Genomic DNA, 17,326 nt, shown 5'->3' on the forward strand with positions numbered 1-17,326 from the left:
AATCAAAAGCGAAGGGACTCGATGTCCCTAGCTTTTGCTATTGAATATTTCCTATCTGCTTTATGTCTACCTTTACATTTACCTCGGTTTTGACATTGGGGTAAATGTCACGCCACTTGTTTTTAACCCTATCCCAGTACCCAGGCTCCTTGGTTTTTAGAACAGTTCCAAAATTTAAAGCATCTACCTCCATGTTCTGCATTTTTTCTATTGTTTCGATACACCGATCTTTTATTGATTTCTCAAAGGCCTTTTTGGCTTCTTCCAGAAAATCTGCGTCAATTCTTTCGGTGAGTGGGTGATTTACGCCCTCCGCATAATTTCCTTCAATATTTATGTCTATCTTAAAAGCGATATCATCGCCCTGGACTATAGGGGTGATTTTGGTCTTTGCTTTGATTACTTCAAGGCTCATTACACCATCCTTAGCATCATGCTCATCGGCTACAAACTCTGAAGTAAAAATGCCGCCTATAAACACATTGTGGAACATTTTAATAACCTCTGCATCTTGGCCTTCTGCCCATCCAACCATTTTGTCCTTTTTAAATAAAGCAGCACCTTTATTCAGTATCTCATCTTGGGTCACTTTTATGGCGGGAAGATGGAAGTCTTCGCCGGAATATATAGATTGAATAGCTTGGCCAAGGTCTGTCCAGTGTATTATCTCTGCATTTATCCTTGCATTTTGTGACGTTTTGGCAAGATATATTGAAGCATAGTCTTCAATCCTTGGTATAACGTTAAGTACGTCCTTTGCATTCCCATCTGTTATAAATAGTTTTGTCCTGCTTCGCATCTCGGGATCCCGAATAAAGAAATCAAGAGCATTCTCAAGGCCTTTTCTTGCAACCTTTTCCGAAATAACAATGACCTGAAGATGCTCGTAATAGGGGACTAAATTAGTTCTTGTCGCAATCGAGTGGTTTATTTCTATAAAGGAGTTGCCCACCTGAGTGATATCCCATGTCTTGATGGCGCGGGATTCTGAAGTGCCTCCTATCTGGGTGTTGGGAAGGGTGGCATGCTTTATAATGGGTATCTGAACTGTCATGGCATAGGTGGGGGTACCCGTATGAACTTCTGTACTGGTTTCAAACATTTTTTCTTGCTCGTTCTGCGAAGTATTTTGATCATTTTTTGGGTCTTCGGGAAGCGGGGGATACTCATCAATAGCAATGCCGAGTATATATGCACGGTTCTCTATATCTATAGAATCCCAGCATCCGGTAAGAAAAATAATCAGGCTGCAAATTATAATTAATATGACTCTATTTTTTCGATTCATTCTTTGCTTTTCTCCTTTTATTTATTAGAGTAAGTAAAAGAATTAACGGTACAAAACCAAAACTAAATATGAGTGCAAGGGTATCGAATATATCCATGAGATTGGTTGCCTGCAGTTGATTCTTGGGGTATAGGGTAATAGCAAGAAGGAGAGGTATGTGGGCATAAGTAACATACTTTTCATGCTTCGGTTTTATACTGAAAAGTACGCAGAAATTCCTCACAGACGCAAAGGTGTAAATCCCAACAGATGTAAAGACCGCGGGTACCCAGATTAATACCATGAAAGCCTCAAGTCTTTCAAAGAAAGAACCTCCCACTTCTATTGACTTTGATAAAAATAGAGTAGGGAAGGAAATTCTTTCTATCAATTCCGGCACAAAACTTAGAACTGTTGCAAGAGTGAGAACTATATATAGTATAGAGGAAATACAAAAGCCTGCGCAGAACCATTTAAATGCTTTTTTGGGTTCGTTTATATATTTCATTACATATGAGAAGGAACTATAGCCGGAGATTGCACCAAAAGCAGGCAAACTTCCTTTAACGGTATTCAGCATGTTGTTATGGAGTACCGGCATAATATGAAATTTCCGAAACTCCGTAGAAGAAAGTGCAATAAGAAGGATGAGGCTTATGACGAAAAATGGATAGAGTATGTCTGCGACACCTGCGATTGCACCAATGCCCTTTGCAACAATAGCTAAAAGAAATATTATCAATACAAGGGATATTACAAATATTGGAGTTCTGTCCAGTAGAAAATTTTTTAGAGCGAAGGAGAAGACTCTTAGTGACAATCCCATATCAATTAAAATATATGCCATGATGGGTATTATAAGGAGCCGGCCTACCCAATTACCTGCCTGAGCAATTACTATTTCGGCAAAGTCAAGACCCGGATTTAGTCTTATCAGATTATACAGAAGAACTGCGGAGATTACTCCGACTATTGTGCCAAGAAACATTGAAATCCAAGCATCATGCTTTGCTATGGATGCCAAATTCCGTTGGAAGGTAAGTATGCTTACACCCATCATAGTCGAGGAAACTATTGGAAGCATTTGTACCGGCAGGAGTCTGTTATTTTCCATTTTTCGAGTTCCCCTTTCTTTTAGTTTCGTATGATGAATGGAGGTATTCCGGGCGGTTTTTCAGAAAGAATTGGGGTGCAACAAATATGCTATCCTTCCAGTCTTTGAATCTGTATGGGGTAATTGGCTCCATAAATCCTATTCCAAAGCTTCTTAAGGAACACATGTATCCTAAGAGATACAAAACTCCCAAGGATATTCCGAAGGCTCCTAAGATAGCTGCTAATATCATGAAGATTATTCTTAAAACCCTGGTGGAAAGACTTAGACTGTAGTTGGGTATTGCAAAGGATGAAATTGCTGTTACGGATATTATGATAACCATAATTGGACTTATAATGCCGGCTTCTACGACGGACTGTCCGATTACCAAACCTCCTACAATTGAAACGGTTTGGCCAACAACTTTCGGAAGTCTGATTCCGGCCTCTTGCAAAATTTCAAGGGTTATTGCCATGAAGAGAGCCTCAAAAAAAGCATGCATTGGTACCCCAACCCTTGCTCCGGTTATGGAAAGAAGCAGGGTAGTGGGAAGCATACCCGGATGAAAGGACGTAACGGCTATATATATTGCAGGCAGAAAAATAGAAATTAATAATGAAAGATACCTTATAGTTGTTATGGCGGTACCAATAAACAAATTTTCATAGTAATCGTCAGGACTCTGCATGAGGTTTGACAGAGTGACCGGGGCAATGAGCATACCTCGGGAGTTGTCATATATTACGCCAACTTTTCCTTCCAAAAGGCATGAAACTGCCTTGTCGGGTCGTTCAGTCCACTGAATGAGGGGAAATATTGAAAAAGGCTTGGGGCACATAAGGTCCATAAGCTGTTCGCTGCTTACTATATCATAATCCTTAACAGAGTTTAATTTGCTTCTAACTTCTGTCGCAATTTTGTTGTTGACAGTTCCTTTGATATAAATCAAGGCAGCTTTGTTATTGGTTTGTTTGCCCATATGGATAATTTCTACATAAAGGTTAGGATTTTTCAGTCTTTTTCTTATCAAGGCCAAATTATCCTTGAGGCTCTCGATAAATCCTTCATTAGGCCCTTTGACAGCGGGCTCGGTTTGAGGTTCTTCAATACTACGCTTTGGCAAGCTCTGAGTATTAATTAAAAGCGCCTTAGAAGAGCCTTCGATTAATAATAAGGTTTTTCCTTCAAGGATTCCTTTGGACATTTCATCAAGGGTGTATACTTCATCTACTATATCTCCATACAGCATATAATCCTTTATAGTCTCAAGGATTGAGGCATAATCACTATTTGTAGGCCATTCGAAGGAATTTGACATTATCGGCTTTATAATATGATCCTGAACCATGTATCCATCTACTAAGTTATCAATAAATACTATGGCTATATCAACATCTTTGCCCCCTACCTTAAATCTTCTTTCCCTGATATCCGTGCTGTTGTTCATAAAGTTTTTCAAAGTGGCTATTTTATTCTGGATACTATTATAGGAATTCACATCTACGTTTTTTTTGCTTGTTCTTTTCTTATATATAGACATAGTAAATTATCCCTGCTTTCGTAAATCATCTTCAATTTAGTATTACCTTTTTTATGATTGTTATGAAAACAAGGGAAAGAAACTTTAATTGTTTATATTTACTAGATTAGTGGAATGTTATATAATGTATTAATCTCATTGAGTATATATTTTTATTTGAAAAAAGGTTGTTTGGATGATTGAATTTTTTAATAAAATGACAGGTGAATTTAGTTATAAACCGGAGGAAATAAATCAATTGTCACCTTTGGTGCTTGCGTATATAGGTGACGCTGTATATGAGGTTTTTATCCGTACAATGCTTGTGAGTGAAGGAAATGTGCCGGTACATGTTCTCCACAAGCGTTCTATTGCTTTTGTTAAGGCCAAGGCACAATCAAATATTATACACAGGATAATGCCTTCTCTGACAGAGGAGGAGCTTAGTGTTGTCCGCAGGGGAAGAAATGCCAAATCAGCCACGATACCGAAAAACGCGGATGTTGCAGAGTATAGGTATGCTACTGGTTTTGAGTCTTTGATAGGGTTCCTTTATTTAAAAAAAGACTATGAGCGATTGACAGATATATTGCAAAGGGCTATTTCGGAAAATTGACAGGCTTTGCGGATTTTTGGACGTTGTTTTGCAAGGTGAAATTGGGGTAAAATTGAATTTTTTTGAGAAAAATAAAAGAAGATTGCATTTTACGTACTTAAAATCGAGCTTTTCAACGAATCTATAATTATGAGGGAAGGTAACAAAAGATTATGAGCAATTTTGAGAAGAAAGATTATAAGAGAGCAGGAGTTAAGCCGAAACGTCGGTCCGAAGTGAAATTCAACGATAGGGAAGAACATAAGGATGACTTGAGGGAGGACCTCGACAAGCTTGAAGGGCGAAATTCCGTACTTGAGGCGATAAAAGCCGGAAGGACGATAAACAAGATTATAGTCCAAAAAGGAGAAAAAGAAGGATCGATAAGACATATTATTGCGCTGGCAAGAGAGAGGGGAATAGTAGTTCAGGAAACCGACAGGTCAAATCTTGATAAAATTTCAACCACTCATGCACACCAGGGGATAATTGCTTATGTTTCTTTCAAGGATTATGTTGAGGTTGACGATATATTAGAGAGTGCGCAGTCAAAAGGAGAAGACCCTTACATTATAATTCTTGACGGCATTACCGATGCATATAATCTTGGCTCTATATTAAGGACTGCTGATGCGGTTGGAGCTCATGGAGTAATTATACCCAAAAGGAGAGCAATAGGTCTTAATGCTGCAGTTTCAAAGGCTTCGGCAGGAGCAATAGAATATGTTCCTGTGGCGAGGGTGACAAATATTTCCCAGACAATAGAGTATCTGAAGAGGAGAAATATATGGGTTGTGGGGACCGATCTTTCCGGAGAAAAGTCTTTTTTCCAGTCCGATTTAAAGGGGCCTGTGGCTCTTGTTATTGGAAGTGAAGGAGAAGGAATGGGAAAACTGGTTACCGAAAAGTGTGACTTTATAGTTAATATTCCTATGAAGGGAAAAATATCGTCATTGAATGCAGCGGTCGCAGGGGCTATAATTATGTATGAGATTCAAAGACAAAGAAATTTTTAATATAAATTAAAAATTGCTTATATAGAACAAAATTAAACTGCCGATAACTATATAGAGAGGTTTGTATATGAGAATTTTTTAGATAATAGAATTAAGTTGCAGCATCGGGTTATACGCAGTCAGAATAGTTGTGAGCTGTAGAGGTATAATAAACTATTATGTTAGATATAAACTCTTACTTGCCTAAGAACTTGTTTTATACTTGACAGGATAAGAGAGTTTTTATATAATCGTGATATGTATGCCTTGCCGTTCGCCGTGCTTTCTATTAGTCTATTCTATATATCAAGCCTTAAAATTTTATAGTTTTCATTAGTCAAGGGGGCGATGTTTTGAAGTCAAATGTGCAAATTGATTCAGTAAAGACTTTTAGCACTATGAACGATGAAGAAATAATTGAAGATAGCCGAGCCGGTGATGACAGGGCCCTCGAGTATTTAATCAATAAGTATAAAGGTTTCGTTCGTGCAAAAGCAAGAACTTATTTTCTTATTGGGGCAGATCGTGAAGATATTATTCAGGAAGGAATGATTGGGCTTTACAAAGCTATAAGGGATTTTAGGAAGGACAAGCTTTCTTCTTTCCGCGCGTTTGCCGAGCTCTGTATAACAAGGCAGATCATAACTGCAATAAAGACTGCTACCCGGCAGAAACACATACCCTTAAACTCTTATGTCTCGCTCAATAAGCCTATTTTTGACGAGGAATCGGATCGTACCCTCATGGATATTATCAGTGAGGAAAGCATAAACGATCCGGAAGAAATGGTTATAAACAGGGAAGAGTTTTCGGGCATTGAGGCTAAGATGGGAGAGATTTTAAGTAGCCTGGAGTGCGAAGTGCTCACTTCTTATCTCCAAGGAAAATCTTACCAGGAAATTGCTGTTGAATTGGACAGGCATGTAAAGTCGATAGATAATGCGCTACAGAGAGTAAAACGTAAGTTGGAAAAATATCTTGAAGAATCAAGAACATAATTTGATTTAATTGGTGATTTTGTACTGGACTATTTTAATTAATAGTGGTATAATACTTCTTGCTTTAAGAAATAAATATTCTTAAGCGGGTGTAATTCAATGGTAGAATATCAGCTTCCCAAGCTGACTGCGTGGGTTCGATTCCCATCACCCGCTCCAAAAAAAGTATTTTTATATGCCCTCATAGCTCAGTAGGCAGAGCGCATCCATGGTAAGGATGAGGTCACCAGTTCGATTCTGGTTGAGGGCTCCAGTGAAATCAAGGGTTTCAGGACTTCGGTCTTGAAGCTCTTTTTGAATTTTACCCCTACCGGGATTTTTTCAAGGCGGTCTGGACTATTTGGGGATATTATGTTTAATTTAATATTCTTATGAATGGTGTTTGTATCATTTATCTATAGACTCAGTATTGCTGAGTTTGTTACGGATAATACAGAATATAGCAACTCCCATTATCAACAGGCCTGCCAGTGTAAGCCATATCCAGAGAGGTACTGTAATAATAAACCGTATTACCCGGATTAACAAGCTTACAACTGAGAACAAAACAATAAAGACAACCAACCTTATAATCCAGTGCAATATAGAGCCGCTTGTCCTTCCACTAATGATATCATTTCTATACAATGACCCTACGATATTCCACGCTACAGCGAAAGCTATAAAGCCAACAAGAGCCATCGCTATATAGTTATATAGAACATTATCAAAAAGAGTATATCCATCTGTTAACCATTCGAAAATTGCTTTCATTATTTTCACATCCTTTACAATAACTATTATTGATTTATTTAACTATTTAATCTTCTGGAAGGTAGATAATTTCTTTAAACTTATCATGTACTTCCTTCATATAATCTAAAAATTCTTTAACAGTGGGTTTGTCGATTTTGTTTTTAGCGGTAAAGTCTTTGCATATTTGAGGTGCATATTTAAGTATTTCAATCACTTCATCATCTTCTAAAAGCTTAATTTTTTCTGGGAATTCTACTGAAATTGTTATATATTATCCATGAATGCAAAAAAAGAGTGATTATATGGATGAATTGGCATAGTGTAAAAACCTCAAATAAAACTACGATTTTCAAACTTCTTTTAGGACTACTGTTGATAAGATTATAAGAAAATCACAGAAAAAGTAATGCGTTGCTTGATAAAGGTATCATTTTAAATAAAAAAGTATATACTATGTATATACTTTTTTATTTAAAGGTGATATAATGGATTCAAGGAAATATTTAAAAAACGAGATGAATCAAACGAAGGAGGGCGATTACATGTCTACAGTTATTGCCCAAAAATGGGGTAACAGTTTGGGAATACGTATCCCGAAAGAAGCTGCTGAGAGGCTTGATATTAGTCAAGGTTCTGAGATTGAATTGTATGTTACTGCGAACGAAATCACATTAAAGCCGAAGAAATTACGAAAAAAATACACATTAGAAGAACTGTTGTCACAAGTTTCTCCTGAAAATCGGCATGAAGAGATTGACTTTGGAATTGAAGGACGTGAGTTAATCTAATGGAAAATGTACCTGGAAGAGGAGATTTAATTGTTTTAAATTTTAATCCACAAACTGGACATGAGCAAGCGGGAAGAAGAAATGCTATTGTTTTATCACCTGAAAGATTTAATGAAGTAACAGGATTTGTAGCTGTTTGCCCGATTACCAGCCATAAAAAAGGGTATCCCTTTGAAGTGGAATTACCAAGTGAGGGAATAATTCCTGATGATGGTTATCCAATAAAAGGGGTGATTCTGACTGATCAAGTAAAATCGTTGGATTGGAGAGCTCGTAATCTAAAAATATTAAAAAAATATGACCCAAATGATGCTCAAATTGAAAAAATAAATGCAATAATTGAGGATTGTTTAGCGAAAATAGCAACATATCTTACATAGCTGTTTCTCTTTTTAATCAAAGAGAATGTCTGGATCTTCGGATATAAGAATTCAAAAATCTCCTTCTTGGCAAGAATTATAGAAGATGTTTAAGGAGGAGATTTTTTATGACAATATTCATAAAAATAACAATTCCTGTAAAATTAAATGACTGGGGTACATTTATCATATTGTGCTAAAATATGGGATGAGGGGTTATGGGCAAAAATAGCTGATGGAAATGATATGCACTATAATTAGAGTATTATCAGAATAACATTTTTACCAAGGGTATTTTGCGATGCCAGTTGCGGACGCGGTACATCATTATAAAAAAATGGCTTCATAACCTTTTTTTAACACGGTCGAGCATTAGAAGCCAGTATAACACTTTTAAAAAAATATATGATAAAATAAACTTGCAAACATTTAAACACAATACATGAATATCGAGGTCAGAGCATATGAGCTTGAGATTTATATATGGCAGGGCGGGCAGCGGGAAAACCCGTTTTTGCCTTGATGAGATAAAATCAAGAATTACTGCTAAAGCCACACATCCGCTGGTTCTGCTTGTTCCCGAGCAGTTTACTTTTCAAGCGGAAAGAGACCTTATCAGCGTACTTGGAACAGGAGGAATCCTGAAGACCGAGGTGCTGAGCTTTCGCCGTATTGCTTACAGAACATTCAATGAAGCGGGCGGTATTACCTATCCCCATATCCACTCGGCAGGCAAATGCATGATTCTTTACAGGATTTTGGACAAAATGAAAGATAGCTTTAGAGTGTTTTCCAAAGCTGCTGACCGGCAGGGATTTGTCAATACGTTGTCCACTCTTATTACAGAGTTCAAAAAGTATAATGTCACACTGGAAGATTTGGAGAATGTGAGTAGAGAGCTTGAAGAGGACAATCCTGTAAGGGAAAAGCTTATGGAGCTTACTCAAATATTTGACCTGTTTGAAAAGACCATTGCGGAAAGATACAGGGATCCGGATGATGACCTGACTCTGGCATCAAAAAAACTTGACTCCACTTCCCTTTATGACGGTGCTGAAATCTGGATTGACGGCTTTACCGGCTTTACTCCCCAGGAGTATGAAATAATAGGACAGCTTATGAAAAAAGCGCAGAGGGTTAACGTTAGCTTCTGTACCGACTGCTTGGATGGGGATTTGAGCGATACTGATATCTTTTTATCCATTAAAACCGCATACAGAAAGCTTGTAAAAATATCAAAGGAAAATGGTATTCCTGTGGAGCCTTCGGTTATTTTGATCAATAAACCATTGTTTCGTTTTAGCAAAAGCCCGGAGCTTTCCCACCTTGAACAGTATCTTTATGCATATCCGTATAAAACATATAATGAAAAAACCAAGGATATATCCCTCTTTTCTTCGGTCAATATTTTCTCTGAAATTGAAGCCTGCGCCAGGGACATTATCAGCCTATGCCGAGACAGGGGAATTCGCTACAGGGAAATTGCCGTTGTTACCGGAAACCTTGACGGCTATGAGAAGCTGATAGAAGCCATTTTTGCCGAGCACGGCATTCCATGCTTTGTTGACAGGAAGGTGGATATAGTTAATCATCCCTTGGTACGGTTAATTATGTCCATGCTGGATATTTTCATTGAAAATTGGTCGTATGAAGCGGTGTTCCGCTATCTCAAAACAGGTTTGACCGGCATAGACCAAGGGAGTATCGATCGCTTGGAGAACTATGTCTTAGCCTGCGGTATCCGGGGCAGCCGTTGGACTGAAGAGAAAGAATGGAAAATGGTTCCTGAACTAATTCCAAACGAAAAAAGCCGTGAAGAAGCAAGGGACCTGCTTCAAGACATAAACCGCATCAGGGCACAGGTCTTAGCACCGCTGATGGAATTTAGGAAGAAAACCAGAGGCCGGAAGAAAGCCTCCGATTTCTGTGCAAGCCTTTATGACTTCCTTTGTACCCTTGGAATTCCCGAAAGGATAGAAGACAGCATTGAGAATTTCAGAAAAAGCGGGAATCTGAGCCTTGCCAATGAATATTCCCAGGTCTGGAATATAGTAATGGAGGTCTTTGACCACACAGTGGAGGTTATGGGGGATGAAACCTTTGGAATCGAACGATTTGCCAATATACTTGAAATAGGATTTGGCGAATACAAAATCGGGTTAATTCCTGCATCCTTGGATCAGGTGCTTGTTGGAAGCATAGAACGCTCCAGAAGCCACGAAATCAAAGCCCTTTATATTTTGGGAGCCAATGATGGGGTGTTTCCGCCTGCAGTAATAGAAGAAGGAATTCTTTCGGATCAGGACAGAGCCGTACTTAACAATGCGGGGATTGAACTTGCCAGCGATACAAGAACTCAGGCCTTTGACGGGCAACACTTGGTATATAGAGCATTGACCACTGCCGGAAATTATCTAAGAATCAGTTGGTCAATTGCAGACCATGAAGGAAGGACCTTGCGGCCTTCCTTGGTTATTTCCCGGATTCGAAAGCTGTTTGCCGCCATCACGGAAACAAGCAACATTCTTTCTTCCAATTCTGTATCGCAAGAAATGGAGCTTTTATCCTGCAGTACTCCTGCCTTTAAGTCCATGGTATCAGCTTTGCGCCAAAAAGCGGACGGAAAAGAGATAAAGCCTTTTTGGCAGGAAGCATACCGCTGGTTTGCCGCTCAGGATGAATGGAAACAGAAATGTCAGGCAGTACGATTAGCCTTCCAATATAAAAATCTGGCTCGGCCGATAAGCCGTGATAAGATTGCTGCACTTTACGGAGAGCCGGCTGTTTCCAGCGTATCCCGGCTGGAAAAATACACTGCCTGTCCATTTGCTTTTTATGTGCAATATGGGCTTGGGGCAAGAGAAAGGCAAGTATATTCTTTGCGTCCGCCGGATGTAGGCACTTTCATGCATGCTGTCATTGAAAGGTTTTCCAGGATTGTTTCGAAAGGAGATATTTCTTGGAGAAATTTTGACCGCCAATGGTGCAGTGAGATGGTTTCGGAAATCGTGGATGAAATGCTTAAGAAAATGCAGGGGTCGGGAGTCGCCGCCTCCAGAAGATATACAGCCCTTACAGTAAGGCTCAAGCGTGTAGTGACAAGGGCAGTGTGGCTTATTGCCGAGCATATTCGCAGAAGCAGTTTCGACCCGGTGGCATATGAAGTTGGTTTTGGAGAAAATAGAAAGTATCCGCCAATTATAATTGAGCTTGATTCCGGTGAAAAAATCTGCCTGACAGGAAGAATTGACAGGGTGGATGCGCTGAAAACCGAGGACGGCACCTATTTGAGGATAGTAGACTATAAATCGGGCAGCAAGGATTTTAGGCTGTCGGATGTATTCTATGGACTGCAGATTCAATTGATTACCTATCTAGATGCCATCTGGGAAAATGATGATATAGATGCAGATAGGCCGACACTCCCCGGGGGTATGCTGTATTTTAAGATTGACGATCCCATTGTCAAGGGAAACGGCAGAATGACTGAGGAAGAGATTGAAAAAGCCATTATGAAACAGCTCAAGATGAGAGGCCTTTTGCTTGCTGATGTGAAACTGATAAAGCAAATGGATAAAAGCATTGAAGGGACTTCCGTGATTATACCTGCCACTGTCAATAAAGACGGGGAGCTCGGAAAGAACTCTTCTGCAGCCACGATAGAGCAGTTTAAGCTCCTTCGCAAATATGTGAGAAAGCTGTTGAAAGATTTGTGCAGTGAGATGATGGAGGGAAATGTATCTATAAATCCGTATAAAAAGAAGGGCACTACATCCTGCAAGTATTGTAGTTTCCTGCCGGTGTGTCAGTTTGACACTACGAATAAGGAAAACTCTTTCAAATTCCTAAACGATAAAAAGGATGATGAGGTATGGAGTCTTATGGCACAGGAGGAAGAGAACTAATGCTTTTGAGTAAAGGTGGATTTTTAGAATGAGTGAAAATACCAAATGGACCGACGAACAAAGGGAGGCCATCAAAGGAAGGGAAAAGAACCTCTTGGTGGCTGCGGCGGCAGGTGCAGGAAAAACTGCGGTACTGGTGGAGAGGATTATCCAAAAAATCACTGATGAAGAGAATCCAATGGACATTGATAGGCTGCTGGTAGTTACATTTACCAATGCTGCCGCCACCGAAATGAGGGAAAGGATTGGGGAAGCTATCTCCGAGAGATTGGAGAATAATCCCGGTTCGGCTAATATTCAGAGACAACTTACGCTGCTGGGAAAAGCAAGTATTACCACCATCCATTCTTTTTGCTTGGAGGTAATACGCAGCAATTTCCAGCAAATCAACATAGACCCGGGTTTTCGGATTGCAGATCAAACTGAAAGCCAGCTTATGAAACTGGAAGCCCTGAATGAAGTGTTTGAAGAACAGTATGAGAATGAAAATACTGATTTTTTTGAGCTTTTAGAATGTTACGGAGGTAACAGGGACGATAAAGAGCTTCAGGATATGGTGCTAAATCTCTACGACTTTATCCAGAGCAGTCCATGGCCGAAAGAATGGCTGGAAAAGATGACTAAGAGCATGAATATCCCCGATGGAACGGACTTCGGGAAGACCCTTTGGGGTAGTGTGCTTCTGACCTCGGTAAAGATTGAACTTGAAGGTTTGAAGGAAATGATAACCCGTGCGCTGGAGATATTGAAGAAGGCTTCCAGCCTGGAGAAATATCAGGCTGTCTACATGGAGGACCTTGCCAATATTGAGGCGATGTTGAAGCTATTAAATGAAGACAGCGATATGCAATGGAACAGGGTTTTTAACGCATTCCAAGGCATTGAGTTTGCAACACTGCCCCGCTGCGGTAAGGGGGTTGACAAGGATAAGCAGGAAATTGTAAAGAAAATCCGGGACGATGTAAAGCAAAGGATAAGAAAGCTTCGGGAAAAGGTAATTACATCTGTTTCCGATGAGATTATCAATGATATGAAAACCTTGTACCCAAAAATGAAATGTTTTGCAAGCTTGGTAGAGTTGTTGACGGAAAAATATGCCAAGAAGAAAAGCCGTAAATCTGTGGTGGATTTTAATGACCTGGAGCATTTTTGCCTGGAAGTTCTGACAGAGAAAAAAGAAGATGGAAGTATAATGCCTTCTAAAACGGCCATTACATACAGGGAGCGTTTTGCAGAGATTTTGGTGGATGAATACCAGGACAGCAATCTGGTGCAGGAGACTATCATCAGCATGATATCCAAAGGAGATACCGATAGCCCCAGTGTATTCATGGTGGGGGACGTTAAGCAGAGCATTTACCGTTTCCGTCAGGCCAGACCCGATTTGTTTCTGGATAAATACAACACCTATTCCATGGATAAGGGTGAGTTCTGCCGTAAAATACTGCTTTTTAAGAATTTCAGAAGCCGTAGTGAAGTGGTTGATGCCGTCAATTTCTTGTTCAAGCAGATTATGTCGGTTGGAGTGGGGGAACTGGATTACACCGATACCGAAGCCTTAAATTCGGGAGCGGTATTTGATGAAAACAACAGAGAAGACATGACGGTTGGAGGAGAAGCGGAGCTTCATCTGATACAGACGGGTAGCAGAGAGGATATTTCTGCGTTTGAGAATGAAGGCGAGGAAGGGCAGCAAGATGAGGGCCAAGGAGAAGAGGATGAGGAAATGCTGGACAATGTCCAGTGTGAAGCAAGGCTAGTAGCCCGAAGAATTCTTGAACTAATGAAGCCGGATAAAGAAGGAAGATATTTTGGTGTTTTTGACAAGGAAAAGAAGGAATACCGTAGGGTGGAATACCGGGATATTGTAATACTTTTGCGGACCACAAGGAACTGGGCGGAGGTTTTTGTGGATGAACTATCCATGATGGGAATACCGGCTTTTGCAGATACCGGAACGGGGTTTTTTAAGACAGTGGAAGTCCAGGTGGTACTGTCCCTTTTGCAGATTATAGATAATCCTTTGCAGGACATTCCTTTGCTTTCGGTGCTGCGTTCACCGATTGTCGGCTTTACCACCGATGAACTTGCGGAATTGAGGCTTGTGGACAGGAAGGCACTTTTGTTTGATGCATTGAAGAAACTGGCGGAAAGTGATGAGGGCGAGACGGCACAAAAAGCCTCTGTGTTTCTTGAGAGCCTTCAAAAGTGGAGGGAAATGTCGCTGTATATGTCCACTGACCGATTGTTGTGGCAGCTTTACAATGACACCGGCTATTACAGTATAGTGGGAGCCATGTCGGCCGGGGAACAGCGACAGGCAAACCTGAGGATATTATTTGAGCGGGCGCGGCAATTTGAAGAAACCAGCTATAAAGGGTTGTTCAATTTCATAAACTTTATCGACAAATTGAAAAGCAGCAGAGGCGATATGGGAAGTGCAAAAATCTTGGGTGAGAATGATAATGTGGTGCGCATCATGAGTATCCATAAAAGCAAAGGGTTGGAGTTCCCAGTTGTGATTGTTGCAGGCTGTGGAAAGAAATTTAACTTACAGGATATGAATAAAAGCGTCCTTTTGCACCAAGAACTCGGGTTTGGGCCGGATGTGGTGGACCACAAGTTGAGGCTGTCATGGCCGTCGGTGGCAAAACAAGCTATAAGGGAAAGGATTAAGGCTGAAACCCTTTCGGAGGAAATGAGGATACTGTATGTCGCTCTGACCAGAGCTCGCGAAAAGCTTATTATCACCGGAGCTGTCAAAAATGCACGTAAAGCGGTGGAAAAGTGGTCCGATTGCGCATCAGTCCAAGAGAGCAAACTTCCGGCCTATGAGGTGCTAAAAGGTGCCAATTACCTTGATTGGATAGGGCCTGCGATTTTGAGGCACAAAAGCTGCAGCGGACTTAGGGACTGTGTGGAGAACGCCAATTTCCGCGGTATGCTCATTGATGACTCTTTAGTGTGGGATGTAAAAATATGGGATAAAAGCGATGTGCAAAGTAGCAGGATTTCACAAGAATTGGGAGAAAGTGAATTTGTGAAGTGGCTCGACAGCTTGGAAGTAGCGGAAGAAGAACCCTCGGAATTGGTAGAAGAAACAGCAAGAAGGCTAAGCTGGAGTTATCCTTACGCCAAAGCTTCCAAAGTGCCTGCAAAGGTTTCGGTGACGGAGCTTAAGAGGCGTTATAACGAGATGCTTTCGGAAGATGCGATGGCTTTTCCGGAGTACCAGCCGGTTTTGGTAAAGAAGCCAATGTTTCTGGAGGAGAAGAAGGGCCTAAGCTATGCAGAAAAGGGGACTATACTTCACTTTGTCATGCAGCACTTGGATTATAGCCGGGAGGATATTGAAGCTCAGATTGAGGATATGGTGGCAAGACATTTGTTGACCGATCAGCAAGCACAGAGCGTGGATGCAGGTAAAATCCGGCGCTTTTTGAAATCCCCTCTTGGAAAGAGAATGCTGGCTTCAAGAAGTATAAATCGGGAGGTGCCGTTTAATATCGAGATACCCTGTCATGAGCTGTATATGGATATGGAAGGTGAGGCCTGTCACAGTGAGACACTTCTTCTTCAGGGTGTTATAGACTGCTACTTTGAGGAGCCGGACGGCATCGTGCTGGTGGATTACAAGACTGACTATGTGTCCCCAGGGAATGTTGAGATGATTAGGGAGAGATATAGGGTGCAGATTCTCTATTATGCCAGGGCGCTGGAGATGCTGACAGGGAAGAGGGTTAAGGAGAAATATATATATCTTTTCTGGAATGGAGAAGTTCTGGAGTTTTAATAGATAATGTATGATGGATGGAACAGTATAAGTATTCTTTTGAAGAATAATGGAGGTAAAATGGAACGAAAAACCTGTGTATCTTTGCGGAAGATTATCGGATATGATAAAATCAATCAATTGCCTGATAACACTTGTGCAAGAGAGTTTTTCCCTTGACCCGTTTGCTGATGCACTGTTTGTGTTCTGTAACAGAGATAGAAACAGGATAAAAATTTTGGAATGGGATTAAGACGGGTTTTGGCTGTACTTTAAGCGATTGGAACGAGGGCGGTTTCGTTGGCCAACAGAAGGGGATTCCGCCACAATGATTCTTGATGTAAATGAATTAGCTTGCCTTATTGACAGTGCCAGATTAGAAAAAAAGCTTAGCCGAAAGGAAGTTTTAGAGCGTCAAATTTCATAAAAATATTTAAAAAAGTGTGTAAAATCTAGATTATATGTAAATTTTATGGTAATATTATCCCATGAAGAGGCAAGAAGTTTCAGTAGAAAAATTACTTGATATAATTGAAGAAAAAGAGCGAAGGATTGCTGAATTGGAACAACAAGTTCAATGGTTTATGGAACAAATACGCCTTTCAAAGCGTAAACAATCCGGTGCATCCAGCGAACAAACAAAGATTGAGCAAATCAATCTTTTTAATGAAGAGGAAGAGAGTCACGATTTAGCTATTTCCGAGCCACAAAGGATAGAAGTATTATCCAAACAGGAAAGAATGACCAAATCCGATATTATAAAAGGAGCTTTAAATAAATATTTTACTGACCATGAAAAGAAATGCAGACTATACGAATTAGGTGAAGAATTGTTTCACCAATTTGGTAGTGGAAAAGGTGATTTGACTGAGTCATATAAGAAGAAACTGAGAGAAAAAAATATAAGAGAAGAAGAGGTTAAAGATGATAAATTTTATGAAGCTGTTTAAGAATTTTTAGAATCCGTGATATAAGAATCTTTAACCTTCTTAGTTTATTGAGGTAATGTAAATAATTTTGTGTATTGGAATTTTTACAATCCTTCTTAGCAAGAAATTTTGAATTTTTGAAGTTTACAGAATGTTACCTTAAATCATTTCTTCATTATATATTATTGCCAGTTTTGCCGAGTTTTATACATAAATTTGATTTAATTTGGACATAATTGTATATAATAGGGTATTCTGTCCTTTTTCTCACCGCTTTTAATTTTGTGAGGTCTAGCCCGTCCGGCGATGAGGACGAGCCCTTGAGGGCGGTGGGGGTGAATGCTTTTAAATGTAGTTCTCTAATCTAC

At 40.0% G+C, this 17,326-nt stretch carries 13 protein-coding genes, 2 tRNA genes and 1 pseudogene; 11 read left to right on the forward strand and 5 right to left on the reverse strand.

What is annotated here, in order from left to right:
• Positions 1-37: 37 nt before the first annotated feature.
• From EFD62_RS08145 to EFD62_RS08155, 3 genes are read right to left on the reverse strand one after another with little or no spacing between them, the layout of a single operon-like run.
• Positions 38-1,288, reverse strand: coding sequence for a Ger(x)C family spore germination protein (locus EFD62_RS08145; RefSeq protein ID WP_069195062.1), 1,251 nt, complete (start codon positions 1,286-1,288; stop codon positions 38-40).
• Positions 1,272-2,381: a GerAB/ArcD/ProY family transporter gene (locus EFD62_RS08150; RefSeq protein ID WP_128705951.1), complete on the reverse strand. Its 1,110-nt coding sequence runs from the start codon at positions 2,379-2,381 to the stop codon at positions 1,272-1,274. The genes EFD62_RS08145 and EFD62_RS08150 overlap by 17 nt, the downstream gene beginning before the upstream one ends.
• Complete coding sequence (locus tag EFD62_RS08155) at positions 2,371-3,903, reverse strand: spore germination protein (RefSeq protein WP_128705952.1); 1,533 nt, start codon at positions 3,901-3,903, stop codon at positions 2,371-2,373. Before EFD62_RS08155 ends, EFD62_RS08150 begins: the two co-directional genes overlap by 11 nt.
• Before the next feature lie 175 nt (positions 3,904-4,078).
• Here EFD62_RS08155 and EFD62_RS08160 point away from each other — a divergent pair, with 175 nt between their 5' ends.
• From EFD62_RS08160 to EFD62_RS08180, 5 genes are all read left to right on the forward strand, one after another.
• A complete protein-coding gene (locus tag EFD62_RS08160; protein ID WP_069195059.1) occupies positions 4,079-4,498 on the forward strand; it encodes a Mini-ribonuclease 3 in 420 nt (139 codons plus the stop codon).
• Positions 4,499-4,650: 152 nt separating this feature from the next.
• Complete coding sequence (gene rlmB / locus EFD62_RS08165) at positions 4,651-5,493, forward strand: 23S rRNA (guanosine(2251)-2'-O)-methyltransferase RlmB (protein ID WP_069195058.1); 843 nt, start codon at positions 4,651-4,653, stop codon at positions 5,491-5,493.
• Positions 5,494-5,825: 332 nt separating this feature from the next.
• A complete protein-coding gene (sigH, locus tag EFD62_RS08170) occupies positions 5,826-6,470 on the forward strand; it encodes an RNA polymerase sporulation sigma factor SigH (RefSeq protein WP_069195057.1) in 645 nt (214 codons plus the stop codon).
• A gap of 85 nt (positions 6,471-6,555) precedes the next feature.
• A tRNA-Gly gene (locus tag EFD62_RS08175) sits at positions 6,556-6,629 on the forward strand.
• Between the two features lie 18 nt (positions 6,630-6,647).
• Positions 6,648-6,723 (forward strand) — tRNA-Thr (locus EFD62_RS08180).
• 134 nt (positions 6,724-6,857) lie between these two features.
• Here the strand turns inward: EFD62_RS08180 and EFD62_RS08185 are convergent.
• Positions 6,858-7,223, reverse strand: coding sequence for a hypothetical protein (locus tag EFD62_RS08185; RefSeq protein ID WP_128705953.1), 366 nt, complete (start codon positions 7,221-7,223; stop codon positions 6,858-6,860).
• A 46-nt stretch (positions 7,224-7,269) separates the two neighbouring features.
• Positions 7,270-7,419, reverse strand: coding sequence for a hypothetical protein (locus EFD62_RS17460; RefSeq protein WP_155522887.1), 150 nt, complete (start codon positions 7,417-7,419; stop codon positions 7,270-7,272).
• Between the two features lie 271 nt (positions 7,420-7,690).
• Here EFD62_RS17460 and EFD62_RS08190 point away from each other — a divergent pair, with 271 nt between their 5' ends.
• The 6 genes and pseudogenes from EFD62_RS08190 (at position 7,691) to EFD62_RS18040 (ending at position 16,979) form a co-directional block, all read left to right on the forward strand.
• Complete coding sequence (locus tag EFD62_RS08190) at positions 7,691-7,993, forward strand: AbrB/MazE/SpoVT family DNA-binding domain-containing protein (RefSeq protein WP_069195055.1); 303 nt, start codon at positions 7,691-7,693, stop codon at positions 7,991-7,993.
• The gene (locus tag EFD62_RS08195; protein ID WP_069195054.1) at positions 7,993-8,373 is read left to right on the forward strand and encodes a type II toxin-antitoxin system PemK/MazF family toxin; all 381 of its coding nucleotides are present in this window, start codon (positions 7,993-7,995) and stop codon (positions 8,371-8,373) included. The genes EFD62_RS08190 and EFD62_RS08195 overlap by 1 nt, the downstream gene beginning before the upstream one ends.
• A 443-nt stretch (positions 8,374-8,816) precedes the next feature.
• Positions 8,817-12,257: a helicase-exonuclease AddAB subunit AddB gene (gene addB, locus EFD62_RS08200; RefSeq protein WP_128705954.1), complete on the forward strand. Its 3,441-nt coding sequence runs from the start codon at positions 8,817-8,819 to the stop codon at positions 12,255-12,257.
• A 28-nt stretch (positions 12,258-12,285) separates the two neighbouring features.
• Positions 12,286-16,050, forward strand: a complete 3,765-nt coding sequence (gene addA / locus EFD62_RS08205; RefSeq protein WP_128705955.1) for a helicase-exonuclease AddAB subunit AddA — start codon at positions 12,286-12,288, stop codon at positions 16,048-16,050.
• A 49-nt stretch (positions 16,051-16,099) separates the two neighbouring features.
• Positions 16,100-16,456, forward strand: a pseudogene (gene tnpB, locus EFD62_RS18035) (IS66 family insertion sequence element accessory protein TnpB).
• Between the two features lie 61 nt (positions 16,457-16,517).
• Entirely contained in the window at positions 16,518-16,979 is a 462-nt protein-coding gene (locus EFD62_RS18040) for an IS66 family transposase (RefSeq protein WP_235832600.1), read from the forward strand.
• The last annotated feature ends 347 nt before the right edge of the window (positions 16,980-17,326 follow it).

Origin of the sequence: Acetivibrio mesophilus, assembly GCF_004102745.1 — a bacterium.
GTDB classification, from domain to species: Bacteria; Bacillota; Clostridia; order Acetivibrionales; family Acetivibrionaceae; genus Hungateiclostridium; species Hungateiclostridium mesophilum.

Excerpts from the sequence above, each read along its gene's own strand:
- addA (WP_128705955.1), top strand. The coding sequence starts at position 12,286 with ATGAGTGAAAATACCAAATGGACCGACGAACAAAGGGAGGCCATCAAA.
- addB (WP_128705954.1), top strand. The coding sequence starts at position 8,817 with ATGAGCTTGAGATTTATATATGGCAGGGCGGGCAGCGGGAAAACCCGT.
- EFD62_RS08145 (WP_069195062.1), bottom strand. The coding sequence starts at position 1,288 with ATGAATCGAAAAAATAGAGTCATATTAATTATAATTTGCAGCCTGATT.
- EFD62_RS08190 (WP_069195055.1), top strand. The coding sequence starts at position 7,691 with ATGGATTCAAGGAAATATTTAAAAAACGAGATGAATCAAACGAAGGAG.
- EFD62_RS08150 (WP_128705951.1), bottom strand. The coding sequence starts at position 2,381 with ATGGAAAATAACAGACTCCTGCCGGTACAAATGCTTCCAATAGTTTCC.
- rlmB (WP_069195058.1), top strand. The coding sequence starts at position 4,651 with ATGAGCAATTTTGAGAAGAAAGATTATAAGAGAGCAGGAGTTAAGCCG.
- EFD62_RS08185 (WP_128705953.1), bottom strand. The coding sequence starts at position 7,223 with ATGAAAGCAATTTTCGAATGGTTAACAGATGGATATACTCTTTTTGAT.
- EFD62_RS18040 (WP_235832600.1), top strand. The coding sequence starts at position 16,518 with ATGAAGAGGCAAGAAGTTTCAGTAGAAAAATTACTTGATATAATTGAA.
- EFD62_RS08195 (WP_069195054.1), top strand. The coding sequence starts at position 7,993 with ATGGAAAATGTACCTGGAAGAGGAGATTTAATTGTTTTAAATTTTAAT.
- EFD62_RS08160 (WP_069195059.1), top strand. The coding sequence starts at position 4,079 with ATGATTGAATTTTTTAATAAAATGACAGGTGAATTTAGTTATAAACCG.
- EFD62_RS08155 (WP_128705952.1), bottom strand. The coding sequence starts at position 3,903 with ATGTCTATATATAAGAAAAGAACAAGCAAAAAAAACGTAGATGTGAAT.